Here is a 16,876-nt window from a genome sequence, read left to right on the forward strand (position 1 = left end):
TTTTATCAGAAATCTATTGAATTATTTCTATTTTAATAAACATGGTGTACGATTCAATTATTGTGGGTAGTGGGCATAACGGCCTGATAGCTGCGTGTTATCTGGCTAAGGCTGGTAAAAAGGTGTTAGTATTAGAAAAAAATGACTATATAGGTGGTGGAACAACTTCTCAGAAGGTTTTCTCCGACTACGAGGCTTATCTTTCGAGATACTCTTATCTGGTAAGTCTTTTACCGGAAACCATTTTTAATGATTTGGGCCTTTCTGTAAAACTGCTTAAAAGAGACGTAGCTTCGTATACGCCATATATACACAACAATGTGCCTAAGGGCTTGATACTTAGCAATATAGACCCTGAGGTGTCGAAGGAGTCGGTAATGGCACTTGGATACGGAGAGGCAGAATGGAAGGGGTATCAGGCAATTTTACAAAAGCAACAGGCTTTTGCAGAATTAATATGGGACTCGTTCTTATTGCCTTTGAAAAGCAAGGCCGATTGGAAACAGTATTTTCTGGACTGTGGCCACCAAGACCTCTGGAATGCCTTTGTGGAAGAACCTATCGGAAAACTGATAGAAAGCCATGTGCAGTCGGATATTTTACGAGGGGTATTACTGACAGATGCCAAAATTGGCTCTTATACACACGCATACGACACTGCCTTGCTTCAAAATAAAACGTTTATTTACCATGTAGTGGGTAATAAAACCGGAGAATGGCGCGTACCACAGGGAGGTATGGGAAACCTTGTGGCGCAATTGTCGGCAAAGGCATTAGCCTTAGGCGTTGAAATAAAAACTCAGGCAGAAGTAAAAAAAATTACTACGGCCGAATTGCCCGAAGTAATGTATGTTTTTGAAGGTAAAGAAGAAACAGTTGCAGGAAAAAACATTTTAATAAATGCCGCACCAAGCGTTTTGGAAAAACTACTTGGTAATTTGCCTGTACCAGCTAAGCAAACAGAAGAAGGTACTGCATTTAAAATAAACCTGCTATTAAAAAAATTACCACAGTTAAAAGATAAAACCATAAAACCTGAACAAGCCTTTGCTGGTACGTTCCACATTAACCAGTCTTATACTCAGTTACAAAAATCATTTCAGGAAGTAGAAGCAGGAAAAATCCCATCTGTTATTCCTTGCGAGATATATTGCCATACGTTAACTGACCCCTCAATTTTATCGGAAGAATTACAACAACAAGGATATCATACCCTGACTGTATTCGGACTAGACTTACCTTATGAGCTTTTCATTCATCATAATGAAGCTGCAAAAAAAGATGTAGTTGAAAAGTTTCTTACAGGTATTAATGAATATCTTGCCGAGCCATTAGAGGACTGTCTGGCCAGAGATAAAAACGGAAATGTATGTCTGGAAGCTAAAAGCTCGGTAGATTTAGAAAAAGAGTTGGCAATGCCACGGGGTAATATTTTTCATAATGGTTTGTCGTGGTTTTATGCCGAAAACGAAAGTCAGGTTAATCAATGGGGTGTAGAAACCCCCTATAAGCATATTTACATTTGTGGCTCAGGAGCAAGCAGGGGAGGGGCCGTGAGCGGAATACCCGGGCGTAACGTTACAAAGCTATTGCTTGAGGAATAGCTCGGCATGGCTTAGTTTTGATTCTAAACCATGCCAGATTTATTTTTTACGGTCGCCAACCCGGGCCCTTTACAAACCTGCCGGGTTTAGCTCCGGTATGCGCGCCGTCGTTTAAAACTTGCTGGCCATTTACCCATACATGAACCATGCCTTCTGAGAGTTGGTGTGGCTGCTCGAAGGTTGCTTTATCCTGCATTTTGTTTAAGTCAAATGCCAGAATATCGGCATAATAGCCTACTTTTAAACGACCCCTTTTCTGAATTTTCAGGTTATCGCAGGGCAAGGAACTAAGTTTTCTGATAGCTTCCTGCAAGGAAATAACTTTTTCATCGCGTACGTATTTTCCAATCAGGCGGGTAAAGTTACCATAAGCTCTTGGATGTACACTTGATTTTAAAAATACTCCCTCAGGAGCCATTGATGCAGCATCTGAACAGAAGGTCATATAAGGCAATCTGAGTTGTTTTTTTACATTCTCTTCGCTCATTAAAAAGTACACAACATCAACGCGTGAGTCGTCGTCTATTACTAAGTCCATTGCGGTTTCGTACCATGTTTTGTGTCTGATAGCCGCTACTTCTGCCAGTGTTTTGCCAATATATTTTTTCAGCGAATCTTGTTTAAACCCAATAAGCAGAGTTTTATCGGCTCCTGCGGCAAGGCATAGGTTCTCCCAGTTTTTTTGTTTGGTTTGCATTTCTTCACCAACTTGCCTTCTGATGGTTTCAGCCTTTAGCCGTCTTTTCCATTGTGGTAACCCGCCTTCCTGCACCCACGGTGGCATGGCGGCATCCAGCCCCGTAGCACCGGCAATGTAATTATACATGTCGGTAGTAATATTGATACCGGCATTTCTGGCACTATCTATTTTGGTTATGGCTGTATCAAGTTTAGACCAGTTATCTTTTCCGGCTGCTTTCAGGTGGTAAATTTCGGCGTGTACATTAGCTGCTTTAGCGATACTGATAATTTCGTCGACTGCTTCTTCCAGCCTGTTACCCTCACTTCTGATATGAGAAATGTACGTACCGCCATATTCTGCTACTACTTTCGACAACTCGGTTAACTCATAGGTAGTAGCATAAGTACCCGGCACATAAATTAAAGCTGAGCCAAGCCCCATGGCTCCTTCCTGCATGGCTTTTCTAACCTGCTGTTTCATTCGCTCCAGTTCTTCTGGCTTGGGTGGTCTGTTGGCATAACCTAACTCATTGGCTCTTACGGTGGCCGCTCCTACAAAAGATGCCACATTGGTTGATACGCCGCGTTTTTCCAGATAATTCAGGTATTCGCCCAGGGTAGTCCATTCAATTTTATATTTGATGTCGCCCTGCATCCTTTGAGAGTATGCTTTCACAGAATCAGTCATAGGTCCCATTGAATCGCCCTCGCCCATTACTTCTAACGTAACACCCTGTTTAATTTCACCTAACGAACGCCCATCCTGAATGAGGCTTTCGGTACTCCAGCTTAGCATATTTACAAAACCCGGCGAAATAATCAAACCTGTTGCGTCGATAGTAGCTTTGCTGCCAGATTCTCCCGATAAATTGCCTATAAATGCAATGGTGTCGGCAGTAATGGCGATATCCGTTTTTTGGGGTTCTCCTCCATTGCCATCGTAAACAAGGCCATTTTTAATAACAATATCATAAGAGGTTTTTTGGTGGCAGGCACTTGTAAACAAAACAGCCAGTAAACAGAGTATGATGTGGGTACGCTTCATCAGTGAAAACAGTTAATAAAGTACAGGTAATCTTAAAGAACATTGATAGCTCTTCGGGGCGACAAATTACAATTTTTAACCCTATTAACTGTTCTGAAATACAAATAAAAAAACGGTGGCAGGGTTCTGATACAGATTTTTGTAGGTTATTAAAGCACACAGGGCTATTTTTTCATTACGGTAGAAAATTTTGCTTGCTAATCCTGCTTTTCTGTAAATGAAAAATCTTTCCTTTGGTATGTTAGAATAGTAATATCGTAAGGAGTATTCTGGCCTGCTTTAAACTCTTTGCGTTCAATAATGTTGAAATCTGTTTCTTCAAAAACCGGAAAAAAAGCATCTCCCTCAAAGATTTCATGCACAACTGTAAGATAAATCATATCGGCCATAGGTAAAGCCAACCTAAAAATTTCCTCACCTCCTAAGACAAAAACCTCAGAGTCGTTCTGGCACTGGTCAATGGCTGCCTCAAGGCTATTGACTACCACAAAGCCTTCGTCAACAGCATAATTTAGCTGGCGTGTAATAACAAAATTACCGGCATCTGACCATATTCGGTGTGGGTTATCATAGCTTTTACGACCCATAATCATTTTTTTTCCTTTAGTAACCTGTTTCAGATTGTCCCAGTCGGCAGGTATAGGATTCCACGGCAAAGCATTGTTTAAGCCAATAGCGCGATTTTCGCTCATAGCAGCAATTAAAGAAATAACGGGCATAGTATTACAAAATAGTGTTCAGATACAATTTTGATAAAAGAATAAAAGTATCAATTTTCTGTAAATCAGCAAGGTTTTATGCCTGAGTTTTCCCTAAAAGCCTGTATTAGTATTGATTGAATATTATCAGAAACACAGATATCATTCAGGAATAAGCACTAATTTTGCAGCACAAAAACTGAACATTTATTGATTACCGATTTACTATTGCTAACAGGGGCTATTATTTTAAGGATTCTTGCAAATCCGTTAGCTAATGTGTTCCAGAAGCAATTAACTGCAAAAGGGTTATCGCCTTTATTTGTTAACTTCCTCACTTATTTTTTGTTAGGAATTATCTGTCTTATTTTTAGTTTTAGCCTTTCATGGCAGCAAATTCCGGTTTCGTTTTGGGTTTACTCCATTATTATGGGTATTTTAGGAGCCTTAGGAAACCTATTTCTGGTGAAAGCCTTACAGTCTGGCGATTTATCAGTTTTGGGGCCAATCAATGCCTACAAGGCTGTTATTAGTATGTTAATTGGTCTTTTCTGGCTTCATGAAATTCCGAGTTTGTGGGGCGTAATAGGGGTGATTTTTATTATTGCCGGAAGCTATTTTGTTTTAAATACTACCGACACAGGTTTTACGTGGCAGCTATTTAAACGAAAAGAAATTCAATACAGACTCTGGGCTATGGTACTTACAGCCACCGAAGCTATTTTTGTTAAACAGGTAATTCTGGTGTCATCAACTGCTCATTCTTTTTTTGGGTGGTGCTGGTTTGGGTCTGTTTTTTCGTTGGGGTTATTATTGGTAAGCAAAGAGAACATTGGCAACGAAATAAAAAAAATAAGACAACGAAGTGCTATTATGCTGGTATCTCTTGTTGGCTCCATTGGACTTATGCAGTTTTCGACGGCCTTTATTTTTCAACGGATGCCCGTAGGATACGCTTTATCACTCTTTCAGTTATCGGTTCTGGTAAATATTTTTCTGGGCTACAAGATTTTTAAAGAACAAGAAATCTACAAAAAACTTATAGGGGCATTAATCATGATTGCAGGCTCTGTACTCATTATTTTGTTTTGATGCCCACCAAAAAAGGCCTATGTATCTGACAAACACATAAGCCTTTCGGTATTACTTTAAAATGTTATTACAGCGTATCGTAATAGCGGAAAACTGCTACTAACCCCTCTTCTGTTTTGAGGTTAATTCCGTTTTCTTTCACGTATCTTTGCAAGGCTCCTCTTTTGGCTCTTGGAAATGTCTGTAATGCCTTTTTGCCTATTGAGACAGCCCTGAGTAAATCGTCCTGAATGGTGAAGTATTTATATGACTTCCTGAATTCGCCCTGATACGCAAACTCGCCCCCTTGTGCTTCATAGCCTGTTTTTTCAAAAAAGCCATCGGCACTTAGTACACATTCATAGCTTTTCAGAAGAATATTCTTTTGCATATAGAGGGTTTCCAGAAAAATGTTTTCATACTTCCTGAAAGTATGCCCGGCAATAGTAAATTCATCTGGTCTGACGGGCGTGGCATCGGCATCGGGTTTTTCTACAATATATACCACTTGTTTCTGGAGATTATAAGCCATCAGAAAACTTAAATCTTTGCCACTTTCGGAGCCAATTTTACCATTATACCACCCATTCTTAAAATAGGGGGTTCCTTTATAAACCTTCGTAAACTCCTGATGCGTTTTATTTACCACATCCTGAGATTTATACTCGGCTACTAAAGTTGTATCACCTTTATCGGTGATAACGATGCGGGTATTATTATTGTCAGCAATTTTGGTTTCTCTCAAGAAATAGTTATAGTCTTTCGAATAATTTTTAGCCAGTTGCTGCCCAACAAGTAAAAGCGGCGAAGCCACTAATGCAGATAGAAGTACCAGAGTTTTCATAGGTGTAATAACGAATAAATATCTATAACAAAAATAATGGAAAAATATGGATTTTTCTTATAATTTTTTGAAATATTATAAGCTCTTATATTGCCTGTTAATCGTTAAACCTATTACGCTCTGAACCTGCCTTACAAGGCTTCGAGATACAACGCTTTGAAATTCTCCCTACTCACAGGTTTAGGATTATTCGGATGAGCGAAATCAGCTATTGCCAAGTCCGCTAGGGTTTCAATATGCTCTTCTTTTACGCCGATTTCTCGTAAACGATGCGGAATGTTAATTCGGCTGTTAAGGTCAAACAGATAATTGACTACTGCTTCGCCTGTTTCTTCTTTCAGGTCTAAGGTGCGGGCAATCCGGCGGAATTTATCTTCAAAACCTTCAATGTTGAAGCGCATACCATACGGTATATTTACGGCATTAGCCAGCCCGTGGTGGGTATCTAGTAATGACGAAAGCGGATGTGCCAGCGAGTGTACAACCCCTAAACCTTTCTGAAATGCAATTGCGCCCATCATTGAACCTAATAACATTTTGCTACGTGCTTCTACATCAGGTTTTTTAACGGCTGTTTCTAACGACTGATGAATTAAAGAAATACCTTCCAGCGCAATGCCATCACAGATAGGATGATACATTTTGGCTAAAAATGCCTCCATATTATGTGTTAAGGCATCCATACCAGTAGCTGCTGTTACAAATGGAGGTAAGTCCATTGTGAGTAATGGGTCGGCAAAAACAATACGGGCCAATAGTTTGGGCGAAAAAAGAATTTTTTTCTGGTGGGTTTCGTCATCAGCAATTATCGCACTGCGGCCCACTTCGCTACCAGTACCTGAGGTTGTCGGAATTGTAATAAAATGTGGAACATCGTTAGTCACGTATATGTCGCCACCAATTAAATCATCGTATTTAAAAAGGTCTTCTCTATGATTTATACGAAGTACAATAGCTCTGGCAACATCCATGGCGGCTCCTCCTCCAATACCAATGATACTATCGCGGTTAGTGGCGTAAAAAGCCTCGTCACCTTTGTATACATCCGATTTTACCGGATTTTTATGAATGTCAGAGAAAACTTCAACGCTTATACCATTAAGACGTAAGTTTTCAACAATTCGCTTTAAAAAAGGCAAGTCTGCCACTATGGGGTCGGTCACGATAAGTGGTTTTGAAAGATTATTATCTTTCAGGTAAGCAGGTAGTTCATCGACGGCCCCAGCACCAAAGCGTATTTTGGTTGGGAAGTTGTAGGTTAAAATCACAATAAAATAATGTTAGAATGAGAAAAAAACAGAAAAACCATCAATCAAACAAAAGTAATTAATAAGGATGTTTGATTGATGGTTTCCCGTTATTTTTTTATCGAAAAGCTTAATCTCTTCTGCCCAGATATGCACTTAAGTAATAAAGCAAATTGGCTATTGCACCTGCCGCTGATACTACATACGTTAGGGCGGCCCATTTTAAAGCGTCTTTAGCCATACCGTGTTCACGGCTGTTTACAATGCCTCTTGATTCCATCCAGACTAAAGCACGATTACTGGCATCATACTCAACAGGTAAGGTAATTAAAGCGAATATAGTAATAATGGCATTGGCTATTACTAAGCCTAGCAGAACTGTCTGAGCCAGAGGGGTATTTCTTGAAAAAATATAAGCCATGAACATAAACCCGAACATATAAAAGAAGTTAAGGGCATTGGTTGCTACATTTACGACAGGCACCAGAGCTGAACGCATTTTTAGGGGTGCGTAAGCAACCGAATGCTGTACTGCATGGCCGCACTCATGAGCCGCTACCGCTGCCGAAGCTGCGCTTGAACCATTGTAAACGTCATAACTGAGGTTAACAGTTTTATTGGTGGGGTCGTAGTGGTCGGTTAACTGGCCTTCTACCTGTGTAACCCTGACATCATAGATGCCGTTATCACGGAGCATTTTCTGGGCAATTTCTGCGCCAGTCATGCCATTTGACAAACCTATCTGCGAATACTCGGTAAATTTGCTTTTCAGTCTTGACGAAACCGCTAGCCCGAGCAACATAAATACAATACTAATTATAAAAATCATAGCTTTACTTTTAAATTGTGATGGCTGTTTTAACTGATTTTATACGAAGGTATCAGTAAGAATCCTTTATTTTTTTAATAATTGCGCTTGTAGAATAGCCATTTACTAACGAAATGGTTTTTACTTCTCCTCCTTTGCTGATAACAAAATCTGCTCCAACAATGTTTTCTATGCTGTAATCGTCACCTTTTACCAAAATATTCGGACAAAGTGTCTCAATCAGTTCCTTTGGCGTAGGTTCATCGAACAAAATGACAGTATCAACAAACGCCATTGCCGCCATCATTCTGGCTCTGGCATATTCATTGATAACTGGCCTGTTTTCGCCTTTCAATCTTTTAACCGACGCATCGGTATTTAAGCCCAGCACGAGTTTATCGCCCAGATTACGGGCTTTTTCCAGATAATCAATATGCCCCAGATGTACTATATCGAAGCATCCATTGGTAAAAACGATTTTCTTCCCTTCTGATTGCCATTCCTGTACTTGTTTTTTGGCTTCTTCTGTGTTTAATATTTTTGATTCGGTCATGAATTACATTCAGATTTAGGCTCTTTTATGAAGCCGTGTAAAGTACTGCTTAAATTTTTTCGGCTTTTAGGTCGGTTACAACTGGCTTTTTTTGAGGTAAAACAAATGTTAACAAAAATGCTACTATTCCGAATACCACAACGAAAATCAGCCCTTGCATGGCATGTAAAAAGGTTGCCAGCGTAATGCCGTCTTGCTCTGACAACCCATAAAGCACTACAATACTACCCACCAAAAAATGATAACTTCCAATACCTCCCTGTGTTGGGGCAGCCATTCCGATTGAGCCCATTACAAAAATAGTTAAAGCTGCTAATGGAGAAAGATTGGCCGTTTCAGGCAATGCCTGACAAAGAATATAGGTCATAAGGTAATAAAGCGCCCAGATAAGTAGTGTATGGAAAACAAAAACCATTGGGTTTTTAAGATTTCTGACACTCAGAAAACCACTTGCCAGACCCTCAACTACTTTACTGATTTTCTGATAAAAAGCTGATTGCATGATTCTGTCCTTGTTTTTTCTGAAAGTCAGATAAACCATAATTCCCAGAATTACTAACGCTGCTCCAATGCCTAACAACAGAATTGGGTTCTTGAATTTGTTGCCAAAGAAATTGAAGAAGAAGGCACTAAGGCGGTCGAACTCCAACACAAAATTCAGCAAAATCAACATCAGTAGCATCAGCACATCGGCTATTCTTTCGGCTACAACTGCGCCGAAAGATTTCTCGAACGGAATCCCTTCCAGCTTTTGTAAAGTACCACAACGGGCAAGCTCGCCAGCTCTCGGAAAAACCAAGTTTGCCAGATACCCCACTAACACAGCCAGCGTAGTTCGGAAAACCGAAGGGTTGTAACCTAGCGGATTGAGCATCAAAGCCCAACGATAAGCCCTACTCCAGTGTGCTAGTAGTGAAAGCACAGCCGAAAGACCTACCCATCGGTAATCGGCCTGTTTTATTTTACCCCAGAGTTCATTTAAATCTATATCTTTAAATACAAACCATAATAGCCCTCCGGCAATGGCTAATGAGACAACATATTGCAAAACTTTTTTCATTTTACAACACGGTTATTTTCATCAGGAAAAACAACAAGAGGTTTATAAGTTTTTGCTTCTTCGGGGCTCATCCATGCATACGAAATAATAATTACAATATCGCCTACTTCTGCCTTGCGAGCAGCCGCACCGTTCAGGCATATAATACCCGACCCCCGTTTGCCTTTTATGGCGTAGGTTTCGAGGCGTTCGCCGTTATTGTTATTAACTACCTGCACCCGTTCATTTTCCATAATTCCGGCAGCATCCAGCAGGTCTTCATCAATCGTAATACTACCTACGTAATTTAACTCTGCCTGAGTTACTTTTACTCTATGAATCTTCGATTTGAATATATTAACAAGCATCTTATCTGGTTTAAAATGTGCTGCAAAAATATAAAATTGCTTACTAAACAAACATTCCGGCCCATAATAAAATTCCGTTACTTTCGTCTGATACGATTTATGGACTTTTTTTCGGGGGGTATGCTTACTTCTGAGGCAGGCTATTTAATAGTTTTTTCAATACATATTTTGTATTATTTGTTAAAATTTTGTCATAAAACCTTATTTTTGTATAACGAAAAAGCTATATGCTCCACTTTTATAAAACTACACTTTCTAATATTTTATGATTAAAAAACTATATTACTTGTTATTGTTTGTTTCCACATTCTCTTTTGCTCAGGACGCCAGTATTTTTAAACCAGACTCAATAAAAAAAACAATTGAAGCTACACCTATTATTACCTCTTTAAAGGTTGATGGCGTTATGAACGATGCCGAATGGCGAATGGCAAAATCTGTTTCAGACTTTATTCAGATTGAACCTTTTCAGGGTAAGAACCCAACCCACAAAACCGAAGTACGCGTTTTATATAATAAGCACTATTTGTACTTTGGTATTTTTGCACACGACTCGCTAGGGAAAAAAGCTATTCGGGCCACTGATTTCAGGCGCGATTTCAGTATCAGGCAGCACGACCTCATAGGCTTATCGTTTGATGGTTTTAACGACAAACGCAATGCTATGGCTTTGGTAACGAATCCTTATGGCGTGCAGCGTGATTTTTTGTCGTTTGATGATATTTATTATGATATCGACTGGGATGGCCTATGGCGCGTACGTACCACCCGAACCGATTCGGGCTGGGTGGCCGAAATGGCCATTCCGTGGCAAACCCTGCGGTATCCTAAAACAGATTCACCAACGCAGAACTGGGGTTTTAATATGGTTCGGAACCGCCGCCTGACAAATGAACAAACGGCTTTTTCGCCTTATCCTCGTTCGTTTACTAATACAAGAATGGCCTACGCGGCTGTTCTTACAAATTTGCAACCGCCACCGCCATCAACCAATATTCGTGTTCAGCCTTATTTACTTACATCGGTTGACAGATACAAGAATTTTGAAAACAAGCCCGATAAGAATACGCTTAAATTAGGTGGAGAAATAAAATGGGCTATTAATCCGAATGCTATTCTTGACCTGACCGTTAATACAGACTTTGCACAGGCCGATGCCGACCGTCAGGTAAACAACGTAACGCGGTTTTCGGTGTTTTTTCCAGAACGTCGGCAGTTTTTTCTCGAAAATGCTTCATTGTTTGGAGTAGGGGTAGGCCCGAACGACGACCAGTCGGGGGGGAGTATGCGTGTTCAGCCCTTTTTTAGCAGAACTATTGGCTTAGATAATAGCGGGAATCCTATTCCGATTGATGTAGGTGCAAGGTTTGTATATCGTTCGCTCAAGCGAAACTATGGGGCTATATTGATGCGCCAGCGAGAAGTAGGCGATAGCCCCGGAACCAACTTCTTTGTGGGGCGTTTTTCTGAAAACTTTGGCAAACAAAACCGTATAGGGGGCTTGGTTACAGTCAAGAATAGCCCTTTGGCAACCAACCTTACTACTACGATTGATGGCTTTTTTCGTTTGAGCGAGTCACACTCGCTAAATACGATGGCTGTCTATTCAACTTCAACTAATGGAGGCAAACAAGGTTTTTCGGGTTTTGCGCAATATTATTATACTACCAATCAGTTTAAAGTCTGGTGGACGGAGTCAATTGTAACCAAAAACTTTAATCCTGAAATGGGGTTTGTGTCGAGGAGTGACGTAATTGGTACAACTCCCGGAATATTTTTCTTTAACAGAGGTAACTGGATACCCTTTAAGAAGTTTATCAGAGCCTTTGAGCCGGGTATCATGACGGAGTTTTACCATCAGGCTTCAACCGGAAAACTGATTGAACGACAACTTAATTTTAACCCTATCTGGCTTAATTTCCAGCGTGGGGGCTTTTTAGGGTATCTGGTAAATCCTACGTTTCAGCGTCTGACAGAACCTTTCGAGCCTTTGGGGGTACAGATAGGTACGGGTGATTATAACTATGTCAGACATCAGATTTATGCCAGCACCGACCCTTCAAAAATTATTAGCCTGAACACCGAATTTAACTGGGGTACATACTTTAACGGAAAACTAACCGGGCATGATATGCGCCTGCAATTTGCGCCTATTCCGCATATTTCTATCTTAGGTCGTTATAACCGTAACCATTTTAAAGAGGTAGGCGAAGCCAGAATAAGCAAAAAGGTCGATTTATTCAGTATAGAAGGCCGTTTTGCGCTCAACCCGCGTGTGCAACTTATTGGGTTCTATCAACGAAACTCAGAAAATAACTTGCAAAATTATAACATTCGCCTCTCTTGGGAGTATCAGCCATTGTCGTATATTTATGTGGTTTTCAATCATAGAGGTTTTGATAACCTCCAAACCCAAAAAACACAGTCAGAAGACCACGTCATTGCTAAAATAAGTTACCTTAAACAATTCTAACTCATGAGATTATTACTGTTGGCCTGCCTTTGCAGTGCCTTATTACCTGCCTGTTCTTCTAAAACAAACGAACAAAAAACAGACTCATCGGCAATAGCCGAAAAAACAGTAACACCTGCAAACGATTGGTTGTGCATTGCCGGCGAGCGTGCGGGTGTTGTACTTGCTACCAGTAGCGAAAAAGAACTGATTGAACAGCTAGGAAGTGCCAACGTAAGCCCACATGATACTATTTATGGCCCTGAGGGAATGTTTACCATAGGCACTATTTTATATAAAGGAACACCCAACGAAGCACATATATGGTGGAAAGATACCCTTAATTTTGCCAAACCCGAAGGCGTTGAAATAGGCTGGGTTGAAGCCGGTAACGAGAACAAAATCGAATGGCATACCAATACAGGTATCAAGGTAGGTACAACGTTGGTTGAGCTAGAGAAAATCAATGAAAAACCTTTTCAGTTTTCGGGTTTTGGATGGGACTACGGCGGAGCAGTAGTTGACTGGAACGGCGGTAAACTAATGGATAAAGATGGAAGTAGTTACCTGGCAGTTACGCTGGCCTATAACTATGAAGACGAGCGTTTAAACAGCGTGGCCGACAAGGTTTTGGGAGATAAAACTTTTAGTTCGAAAGACCCAAACGCTCAGAAACTCAACCCATTTGTTTCAAAAATTATGGTTAGTTTCAGGTAATAGCAAAAAAAAGTATTTTTAATGAGAAAATAACACCTTAATTGATTAAAAATCAATTGTTTATTTTTTATTTGTGCTAAAATTCCAAAAGCTCATAACTCATTTTAAATTCTAAACTCTGTAATAAAATGGCAACTACTAAAAAAACTGAAGCCGAAAAGGTAGAAGAAACAACAACACCTGCGGAAGATATCAAAGCTGCTGCTACTGAAGCTGTTGAAGCTGGCAAAGAAAAAGCAGCCGAAGTAAAAGAAACTATTGCTGAAAAAGTAGAAGAAACCAAAGAAAAAGCAAGCGAGGTGAAAGAGGAAGTAGCTGTCAAAGTAGAAGAGGTAAAAGCAGAGGCCGCCGCAACTGTTGAGGCCGCAGAAGAAAAAGTTGAAGAAACAAAAGCAGCAGTAACAGAAAAATTTGAAGATTTGAAAGCAGAAGCTACCGAAGCTATTGATGCAACCAAAGCTAAAGCAAAAGCTGAAACTTCGGAGGCATCTGATAAATTTGAAGAGTTTAAAGACGATATCAAAGAAGCAGCAACTTCAGCTAAAGCAAAAGCTCAGGAAGTAATAGCCGATGCCGCCGATAAATTTGAAGATTTAAAAGAAGAAGCCAAAGAAGTAGCCGCTACGGCTAAAGGTAAAGTTCAGGAGTTTGCAGCAGAAGCATCTGAAAAAATAGAAGAACTGAAAAATAAAGCGGCTGAATATGTAAATGAAGACAAAATAAACGAATTGAAAAATCAGGCAGCTGAAAAACTGGAAGACCTGAGAGACGACGCAGCCGAAGCATTAGAAGCAGCTAAAGCTAAAGCACAGGAGTTAGCGGCAGAAGCCTCTGAAACGGCCAGTGAAGTTACCCAGAAAGCCAAAGGTTTCTGGAGCCGTCTGTTCGGAAGAAAATAATTATCTCTTGGTAATACTAAATATGTAGAAGGGTAGCTCAACGAGTTGCCCTTCTGCATATTTAACTGAAAAGAGTTCGGCCGAGTGTTTGTAATTTCATCTCTGTTTCAGACCATTCTTTTTCAGGGTTTGAGTCAACTGTAATACCACATCCGGCATACAAGGTAGCTGTGCCGTCTTGTATCTTCATGGTACGCAGATTAACAAAAATATGTGATTCCTGCTGAATATTTACCGGCCCCAGAAAACCACTGTAAAACTCACGGTCATATTGCTCGTTTTCCAGAATAAACTGTCTGGCGGGTTCTTTGGGCATTCCGCAAACGGCCGAGGTCGGATGCAACAACTCAAGCATTACTGTGGCCAATTGTGGAAAGTTTATTTCAACAGTATCAATCGTAAAATCCATACGTAAGTGCATAAGGTTTCCGGCTATAACTGTTTTAGGCCCTTCTTCTTCAAATTCTCTGACACGGATTCTCTTTAGGCAATTAACAATATAACGGCTTACGAGTGCGTGTTCTTCAATCTCTTTTTGCCGCCACAACGCCTCAGAGGGCTTAATCGGATTACCCTCTGCATCAAAAGCAGACTGGGTTCCGGCCAGAGCCATCGTACGGAATTTTCCGTGTGCATCTTGGCTTACCAGTGTTTCGGGCGAAGCACCCATCCATACTATTCCTAAACTCGGAATTGACACCACCGATACAAAAGCAGTTGGGTATGCCTTACAAAGTTTATCGAATGCCGTAACAATTTCAAAATCGCTGGGCAAGGCCGTTTTCTTTGCCCGCGAAAGTACAACTTTCTGGAATTTCTCGGCTTCAATCTGTTTTATAGCGGCCTCAACCTCTGTAACGAACTGTTCTTTAGTAGTTGAGTTTTCAACGAAATTTTTTCCGACACCAAACGAGTATTTGCTGGCTGTTCTCTGAGCATTAAGCAATTCAATAAAACTGGGGTCTACCGAAGAAGGGCTCACAATTTCCTCAAATCCTTCGTCATCATGAAGTGTATCGTTAAAAATATAATGGAGGTCAGCTTTTAAAAAGTAAGTGTCTTTTCCCTCAGGATTAATAAATGGTGAAAAGGCAAAACCTGCACCAAGTTCTTCAAAATCTATTTTGGTTTGCTGCGGATTTTTAAGAAAAGAGGTTAAAAAATGCTTGTCGGTTTGCTTGGGCAAACGCCACATAGCTGTTGGTAAACCTACTTGTATGGCCGCATTCCAAAGCGTTTGTCGATAGTTGTTTGTCTTTGAAGTCGTCGTTATCATATCATCAACTATATCTTAACAAAAGGCTAAGATAGAAGGTATTTATTTATTACAACAAATTTGAAACGAAAACATCTCAAAAAAAATCAGAAGTTTTTTGCAAGTAGGTTTATTCCTATAATTTTGTTGGAAATGTACAAAAATCTATTCTGTTTCATGAAAAAAATAACCTGTTGTGTGATTTATTTAATGGTATCGGGGCTTATTGTAGAAGCTCAGGGAATCAGGTTTGCAGAAGGAACATGGGCACAAATAGTAGCCGAAGCAAAGGCTCAGCAAAAACTTGTTTTTGTCGATATATACACAACATGGTGTGGCCCTTGTAAAGTAATGGCCAATAATGTATTCACCAATGCCAGCGTAGGCGAGAAGTTCAACGCAAGTTTTATTAACTATAAAATCGATGCAGAAAAAGGAGAAGGTGTAGCACTGGCAAAAAATTATGCTGTTTCTTCATACCCGACCTATCTTTTTATTAATGGTGATGGCGACCTTGTCTATAAAACGATTGGCTCAATGTCCATAGAAAAGTTTATTAGCGAGGCTGACAAGGCCATATCAGCCGGAAAGCACTATGAACCCACCTCATCTCTCCAAAAAGATTTTGAAACAGGCCGCCGCGATGCCGCTTTTTTAAATGAGTTGTTGAAGCGAAACAAACTTACCGGAACGCCTAACGCGCTTATTCTTGATGAATACCTGAAAGCAATACCGGAATCTGCCTATAAAACCGAAAAGGTATTAATGATTATTGCCGAGCATATCAGTACAATTGAGTCGAAAGCATTTGAAATATTGGTAAGTTCGTTGAAGCGGTTTATGAACATGACCCCCGAACAGCAAAAGTTTGTGCTTGAGGGTATCTCGAAAGCTAAGCTCGGCACATTTAAAATGGCTGTTGAAAAACATGATAAAGCCCTGCTCGAGAAACTCATTGAGGCCGTCAGGCTTACTTCTTATAGCGAAAATGGATTTGAAGCCGAAGAAAAACAGTTCAGACTCGATTTTGCCCGAATTACCCATGATGCAGATAATTTCAGGATAATAGCTTCGAGAGAAGGAGCCAGACTGCTGGAAAAAACCACCGAACAACTGGCTGTTGAATCAGCGCAAAAAATAGAGCGTTTCAAGCAGAATGCACAAGCCAAAGGTATCAGGCAAGATACCCCACAATATGCCGCAGCTTTAGACGAAATGCAGGATAATGCCGAGAAACTGACCGCTTTTCATCTGAATCAGTATGCTTGGGGATATTTTCAACTTATGGAAAATAAAGACGACCTCGAAACAGGCCTGAAATGGGCCGAACGTTCGGTAGCCTTATTCAGGTCGCCCATTAATTTACACACTTATGCCAATCTGCTGGCAAGGCTAGGGCGCAAAAAAGAAGCCGTTAAAGCCGAAAAAGCTGCCATAAAGCTCACTAAAAAGGTCGGGCGGGCAACCGATGAGTTAGAACGAACTTTAAAAGAAATCAAGAAACTTTAACCAATATTACACTTGTATTACCACAAAAAAAACTGCATTAAAAAACCTTACATCTATTCTTATAATTGAGGCATTTTTATAAAAAA

At 40.3% G+C, this 16,876-nt stretch carries 15 protein-coding genes; 6 read left to right on the plus strand and 9 right to left on the minus strand.

The window, feature by feature from the left end; genetic code table 11:
• Positions 1-41 precede the first annotated feature (41 nt).
• Positions 42-1,604 (plus strand): phytoene desaturase family protein, encoded by a 1,563-nt coding sequence (locus tag WAA15_RS19430; RefSeq protein WP_337044493.1) that lies wholly within the window; start codon positions 42-44, stop codon positions 1,602-1,604.
• 46 nt (positions 1,605-1,650) lie between these two features.
• On the opposite strand, the gene WAA15_RS19435 is transcribed toward WAA15_RS19430, so the two are convergent.
• Together WAA15_RS19435 and WAA15_RS19440 are read right to left on the minus strand one after the other, a co-directional pair.
• Positions 1,651-3,330: an N-acyl-D-amino-acid deacylase family protein gene (locus tag WAA15_RS19435; RefSeq protein WP_337044494.1), complete on the minus strand. Its 1,680-nt coding sequence runs from the start codon at positions 3,328-3,330 to the stop codon at positions 1,651-1,653.
• Positions 3,331-3,527: 197 nt separating this feature from the next.
• Entirely contained in the window at positions 3,528-4,049 is a 522-nt protein-coding gene (locus tag WAA15_RS19440) for a dihydrofolate reductase (protein ID WP_337044495.1), read from the minus strand.
• A gap of 189 nt (positions 4,050-4,238) precedes the next feature.
• Here WAA15_RS19440 and WAA15_RS19445 point away from each other — a divergent pair, with 189 nt between their 5' ends.
• Entirely contained in the window at positions 4,239-5,120 is an 882-nt protein-coding gene (locus tag WAA15_RS19445; RefSeq protein ID WP_337044496.1) for an EamA family transporter, read from the plus strand.
• 67 nt (positions 5,121-5,187) lie between these two features.
• Here WAA15_RS19445 and WAA15_RS19450 read toward each other — a convergent pair whose 3' ends face one another.
• From WAA15_RS19450 to panD, 6 genes are all read right to left on the minus strand, one after another.
• The gene (locus WAA15_RS19450) at positions 5,188-5,943 is read right to left on the minus strand and encodes a hypothetical protein (RefSeq protein ID WP_337044497.1); all 756 of its coding nucleotides are present in this window, start codon (positions 5,941-5,943) and stop codon (positions 5,188-5,190) included.
• A gap of 131 nt (positions 5,944-6,074) precedes the next feature.
• Positions 6,075-7,211, minus strand: a complete 1,137-nt coding sequence (locus tag WAA15_RS19455; protein ID WP_337044498.1) for an iron-containing alcohol dehydrogenase — start codon at positions 7,209-7,211, stop codon at positions 6,075-6,077.
• Positions 7,212-7,320: 109 nt separating this feature from the next.
• Positions 7,321-8,019, minus strand: a complete 699-nt coding sequence (locus WAA15_RS19460) for a zinc metallopeptidase (RefSeq protein ID WP_337044499.1) — start codon at positions 8,017-8,019, stop codon at positions 7,321-7,323.
• 52 nt (positions 8,020-8,071) lie between these two features.
• On the minus strand, positions 8,072-8,551 hold the full coding sequence (gene rfaE2, locus WAA15_RS19465) for a D-glycero-beta-D-manno-heptose 1-phosphate adenylyltransferase (protein WP_337044500.1): 480 nt from the start codon (positions 8,549-8,551) through the stop codon (positions 8,072-8,074).
• A gap of 49 nt (positions 8,552-8,600) precedes the next feature.
• Positions 8,601-9,611, minus strand: coding sequence for a lysylphosphatidylglycerol synthase transmembrane domain-containing protein (locus WAA15_RS19470; protein ID WP_337044501.1), 1,011 nt, complete (start codon positions 9,609-9,611; stop codon positions 8,601-8,603).
• On the minus strand, positions 9,608-9,958 hold the full coding sequence (gene panD, locus WAA15_RS19475; protein WP_337044502.1) for an aspartate 1-decarboxylase: 351 nt from the start codon (positions 9,956-9,958) through the stop codon (positions 9,608-9,610). Before panD ends, WAA15_RS19470 begins: the two co-directional genes overlap by 4 nt.
• Before the next feature lie 265 nt (positions 9,959-10,223).
• Between panD and WAA15_RS19480 the strand changes: the two genes are divergently transcribed.
• The 3 genes from WAA15_RS19480 (at position 10,224) to WAA15_RS19490 (ending at position 14,026) form a co-directional block, all read left to right on the plus strand.
• The gene (locus WAA15_RS19480; RefSeq protein ID WP_337044503.1) at positions 10,224-12,431 is read left to right on the plus strand and encodes a carbohydrate binding family 9 domain-containing protein; all 2,208 of its coding nucleotides are present in this window, start codon (positions 10,224-10,226) and stop codon (positions 12,429-12,431) included.
• A 3-nt stretch (positions 12,432-12,434) separates the two neighbouring features.
• Entirely contained in the window at positions 12,435-13,127 is a 693-nt protein-coding gene (locus WAA15_RS19485; protein WP_337044504.1) for a hypothetical protein, read from the plus strand.
• Between the two features lie 128 nt (positions 13,128-13,255).
• Positions 13,256-14,026, plus strand: coding sequence for a hypothetical protein (locus tag WAA15_RS19490; RefSeq protein WP_337044505.1), 771 nt, complete (start codon positions 13,256-13,258; stop codon positions 14,024-14,026).
• Positions 14,027-14,087: 61 nt separating this feature from the next.
• On the opposite strand, the gene WAA15_RS19495 is transcribed toward WAA15_RS19490, so the two are convergent.
• A complete protein-coding gene (locus WAA15_RS19495) occupies positions 14,088-15,302 on the minus strand; it encodes a chorismate-binding protein (protein WP_337044506.1) in 1,215 nt (404 codons plus the stop codon).
• A gap of 156 nt (positions 15,303-15,458) precedes the next feature.
• Between WAA15_RS19495 and WAA15_RS19500 the strand changes: the two genes are divergently transcribed.
• Positions 15,459-16,790 (plus strand): thioredoxin family protein, encoded by a 1,332-nt coding sequence (locus WAA15_RS19500; protein ID WP_337044507.1) that lies wholly within the window; start codon positions 15,459-15,461, stop codon positions 16,788-16,790.
• The last annotated feature ends 86 nt before the right edge of the window (positions 16,791-16,876 follow it).

This window comes from Emticicia sp. 17c (assembly GCF_037153985.1).
GTDB lineage: Bacteria > Bacteroidota > Bacteroidia > Cytophagales > Spirosomataceae > Emticicia.

What these genes read in the sequence shown, in the direction of transcription:
- WAA15_RS19430 (WP_337044493.1), top strand. Translation starts at nt 42, where the DNA reads ATGGTGTACGATTCAATTATTGTGGGTAGTGGGCATAACGGCCTGATA.
- WAA15_RS19435 (WP_337044494.1), bottom strand. Translation starts at nt 3,330, where the DNA reads ATGAAGCGTACCCACATCATACTCTGTTTACTGGCTGTTTTGTTTACA.
- WAA15_RS19440 (WP_337044495.1), bottom strand. Translation starts at nt 4,049, where the DNA reads ATGCCCGTTATTTCTTTAATTGCTGCTATGAGCGAAAATCGCGCTATT.
- WAA15_RS19450 (WP_337044497.1), bottom strand. Translation starts at nt 5,943, where the DNA reads ATGAAAACTCTGGTACTTCTATCTGCATTAGTGGCTTCGCCGCTTTTA.
- WAA15_RS19460 (WP_337044499.1), bottom strand. Translation starts at nt 8,019, where the DNA reads ATGATTTTTATAATTAGTATTGTATTTATGTTGCTCGGGCTAGCGGTT.
- rfaE2 (WP_337044500.1), bottom strand. Translation starts at nt 8,551, where the DNA reads ATGACCGAATCAAAAATATTAAACACAGAAGAAGCCAAAAAACAAGTA.
- WAA15_RS19470 (WP_337044501.1), bottom strand. Translation starts at nt 9,611, where the DNA reads ATGAAAAAAGTTTTGCAATATGTTGTCTCATTAGCCATTGCCGGAGGG.
- panD (WP_337044502.1), bottom strand. Translation starts at nt 9,958, where the DNA reads ATGCTTGTTAATATATTCAAATCGAAGATTCATAGAGTAAAAGTAACT.
- WAA15_RS19480 (WP_337044503.1), top strand. Translation starts at nt 10,224, where the DNA reads ATGATTAAAAAACTATATTACTTGTTATTGTTTGTTTCCACATTCTCT.
- WAA15_RS19485 (WP_337044504.1), top strand. Translation starts at nt 12,435, where the DNA reads ATGAGATTATTACTGTTGGCCTGCCTTTGCAGTGCCTTATTACCTGCC.
- WAA15_RS19490 (WP_337044505.1), top strand. Translation starts at nt 13,256, where the DNA reads ATGGCAACTACTAAAAAAACTGAAGCCGAAAAGGTAGAAGAAACAACA.
- WAA15_RS19495 (WP_337044506.1), bottom strand. Translation starts at nt 15,302, where the DNA reads ATGATAACGACGACTTCAAAGACAAACAACTATCGACAAACGCTTTGG.
- WAA15_RS19500 (WP_337044507.1), top strand. Translation starts at nt 15,459, where the DNA reads ATGAAAAAAATAACCTGTTGTGTGATTTATTTAATGGTATCGGGGCTT.